Raw genomic sequence first — 3302 nt, forward strand, 5'->3', positions numbered from 1 at the left:
GGCAAAGGTGATCGCCATGGCAAGTAAGGCAATGGCACCGCAAGAAATATAGAAATTGCGCGGACTATATCCCCGCTTCCATAGTACGCATTCGACGAATATTAACGACCTCTATTGCTGACCAGAAGAATAACCCAAGATCGTCATTGAACCGATTTACTGGCGCGAGGAGGATCAGCGCCATGCCAGCTACGTTGAAGATCGGGACGGACTATTCCGCCGTGGAGCTTCGGCGGCTTTCAGCTGGTTCGAAAGTAAACGGTACGGCTATGCCACAGGCTGATTCCATGGGCCGTTAGCGGCGAAGAGGTGATCGTGATTTCGCAAGACGTCGGCTCGATGTGCGACGGTCGGCGCAGTGCTTGTATAATTCCGCTATGACTTCGGCGATCGCAGCGGGGGCTGTCGCCTTGATTTGGTCGAGTTCGGTTTCCGGGATGTCGGGCATCATTCGTCGACCGACCGTATGAACCGAAAAAATAGGCGCCAGCTTCAATCGGAATGGGGAGAGCATGATCTTCTCCCAAACTTTGGCGCGCAACCCCACGCCCATCATAAAGCCGACTGTCCAATCCTCGGCGACGATATTCCCCTCGTCATGCATAAATATCGGCAGATAGGATTCCGGCCTATGCGCCAAAACATCGGCGACGTCATCATGGCGGCGCATAATTGATTGCACGAAAAGCTTGGTCTGACCGCCCGAAGCCGCAGCAGCGATCCCGCGGTCGCCGATGATCTGCCGCAGCCATTCCTCCCGCTCGATAAAGGCGGGGCCTGCGACGACAGCGGCGATCAGGCCGTCGACTGCGCTGATGCCGACAAGATCTTCATCCCCTGCGCCGCGCAGGATGAGATCAAGCTCCTGGTAGAATAACGGCGGCTCTTGCATCATGCAGCCGCCTTTGCAGGCTGCGCCAAGCAATCGGGCTTCCAATTCCATGCCAACAGCTCATGCAGCCGGTCGTTTGTCGTGCGGCCTGAGACCATCCGCTCCAACACATCGGTCAAATAACTTTCGGGATCAAGGCCATTCATTTTGGCCGTGTTCAGCAGCGAAGCTATAATCGCCCAGGTCTGGCCCCCGCCTTCGTCTCCGCAAAACAGGCTGTTCTTTTTTCCGATCGAGATCGGCCGGATCGAACGTTCGACGGTGTTGGTGTCCGGCTCCAGCCGTCCGTCCTCCAGGAACAAGGTCAGGCCGGCCCAGCGTTCGAGCGCGTAGTCGATCGCTTTGACCAGGGTCGAACCGCGCGATATCCCATCCTTGGTCTCTTCGAACCGGGCTTTCAACGCTTCCATCAGCGGCTTTGTCTCGGCCTGCCGCACGGCGCGACGCTGGGCGGCGTCCAGGCCGCGGATCTTCTTTTCGATCGCGTAGACGGCGCCGATGCGCTCGATTACTTCCTTGGCGAAGGGCGAGTTCGTCGTCTTGTGGACTTTGACGAAATTCCGGCGCGCATGAACGAGACAAAACGCCAATTGGATCTTGCCGGCGTGCGTCTTGTCTCCCGCCAGCGCCGTGTAGGCGGCATAGCCATCGACTTGCAGCACGCCCTCGAAGCCAGCCAATTGTCCGGCGATCTCCTTCTTGCCCCGGCCGCCCGCGAAGATATAGGCGACCGCTGGCGGCGCGGGCCCTTTCCAAGAGCGATCGTCCGTGGCGTGGGCCCAGAACTGACAGATCTTCGTTCGGCCTCGCCCAGGATCCAGCACTCGCACGGGCGTTTCGTCGCAGAACAGGCGCGGATGCGCATGCATGGCGGCGATCTGCGCGAGATAAAGGCCCTGCAGCATCCAGGCCGTCCGTTTCATCCACCGGGCCAGCGTCTGGCGATCGATGGAGACGCCTTGGCCGGCCAGGATCAGCGCCTGACGATAAAGCGTCGAGCCCCAGGCGTATTTCGCCGCGGCAACCCAGGCAACGAGCGCGGTCGAGGCCATTCCGCTTTCGATCAGACGTGGCGGCGCGGGGGCCTGCACGACCGCTTCTTCACAAGCGCGGCAGGCGTATTTCGGCCGGATCGTGCGCAATACGCGCAGCACCGCCGCAACCCGGTCCAGGGTTTCGCTGACGGTCTCGCCGATGCGGTGAAGGCGGCCGGCGCAACACGGGCACACCGTCGTCTCGGGCTCGATCGTCTGCTCGACGCGGGGCAAATGCTCAGGCAGAGCGCCGATATTGCGTTGCGCTTTGCGGCGGCCTTTCCGCGTTTGGGCGGTTTGGACGGCGGCGCTGTCGTCATTGGCGGGCGCCGGCATGGCGGCGTTCGTCTCATCGCCATCCAATCCCAGCGATAATTGTTCGGCGACGATGAGGGCGCTTCGTTCCGATCGCGGCCCGAAGATCATCGTCTTCAACGTCGCGACCGACGTCCGCAGCGTCTCGACTTCGCTGCGTAAATCAAGGATGATTTCGATCAGCTGGTCGGGGTCGCGAGGGAGTTTTTCTGGGAGAAGAACCATAAGGAAACACTAGCGCAATTCGCCTTGAATCGCCAGCATAATGAGGCGATTCAAGCCGTTTTATGCGGCCGCTTCACGGGCTTTTGGGCAACCCGGGTCCAGTCACGTCCGGCAACCAAACCCGACAGTTGCGTCGCCGTCAGAACGATCGCGCCGTCTTGAACCGGTGGAAAAGTGAACGCCCCTTCCTCAAGCCATTTGGTCGCCAGGATTGTTCCTGTCCCGTCAAAAACCAGGAGCTTCAAACGGTCCCGGCGTTTCGACCGAAAGACGAAGATATCGCCGCGATAGAAATCCCCGTTCAAAGCCTGCGCGGCCATCGCCACCAGACCATGGACGCCACGACGAAAATCGATCGGCCGCGCGGCGACCAAGACCTTGCGTTCGTCGCCAAATCCGATCATCCGGCGCGACGCAGCGCAGCCAGCACGACCGCCAGCGTTTCTGGGTCGACGCCCGTAGGAACGCGCACCAGCGCGCCTCTGGTCTCAATCTCAATCATCCGGCCAGGCGACGACAGGAGTCGAGGCGTCTCGCCAACGGCGTCGCTGCTCGCCTTGGCGATCGCCACTGGAATAAACAGCGGCGCATCCGCCTGCGCCTCTTCGCGAGCCCGCGTCCTGGCTTGCTTGCGCCAATAGTGCAGCAGGCCGCCATTCACGCCGTGTCGGCGGGCGACGGCCGAGACATTCGCGCCCGGCTCGAAGCTTTCCGCCAAAATCCGCGCCCGCTCGTCGTCGCTCCAGCGCCGCCGCCGCGCCGTCCCGGTGATCAACTCGATCCGGCGATAGCCCTGGCTGTCATTGCGATTGTCTTGATGAGTATCATTATGATCG

Annotated in this window: 4 protein-coding genes; all 4 read right to left on the reverse strand. The window is 61.0% G+C overall.

The window, feature by feature from the left end:
• Window positions 1–295 precede the first annotated feature (295 nt).
• Window positions 296–895 carry a UPF0149 family protein gene (locus ACLP2E_RS19175; protein ID WP_442466835.1) on the reverse strand — a complete coding sequence of 200 codons (600 nt, stop codon included), beginning with the start codon at window positions 893–895 and terminating at the stop codon, window positions 296–298.
• Entirely contained in the window at window positions 892–2466 is a 1575-nt protein-coding gene (tnpC, locus tag ACLP2E_RS19180) for an IS66 family transposase (protein ID WP_442466836.1), read from the reverse strand. The genes ACLP2E_RS19175 and tnpC overlap by 4 nt, the downstream gene beginning before the upstream one ends.
• A gap of 50 nt (window positions 2467–2516) precedes the next feature.
• On the reverse strand, window positions 2517–2870 hold the full coding sequence (gene tnpB, locus ACLP2E_RS19185) for an IS66 family insertion sequence element accessory protein TnpB (RefSeq protein ID WP_442466837.1): 354 nt from the start codon (window positions 2868–2870) through the stop codon (window positions 2517–2519).
• Window positions 2867–3302 (reverse strand): IS66-like element accessory protein TnpA (tnpA, locus tag ACLP2E_RS19190; RefSeq protein ID WP_442466838.1); only part of this gene is annotated, 436 nt, incomplete at its 5' end. The genes tnpA and tnpB, both read right to left, overlap by 4 nt.

This window comes from Rhodoblastus sp., assembly GCF_052145335.1.
Classification (GTDB): Bacteria; Pseudomonadota; Alphaproteobacteria; order Rhizobiales; family Beijerinckiaceae; genus Rhodoblastus.

What these genes read in the sequence shown, in the direction of transcription:
- tnpB (WP_442466837.1), bottom strand. Translation starts at nt 2,870, where the DNA reads ATGATCGGATTTGGCGACGAACGCAAGGTCTTGGTCGCCGCGCGGCCG.
- ACLP2E_RS19175 (WP_442466835.1), bottom strand. Translation starts at nt 895, where the DNA reads ATGATGCAAGAGCCGCCGTTATTCTACCAGGAGCTTGATCTCATCCTG.
- tnpC (WP_442466836.1), bottom strand. Translation starts at nt 2,466, where the DNA reads ATGGTTCTTCTCCCAGAAAAACTCCCTCGCGACCCCGACCAGCTGATC.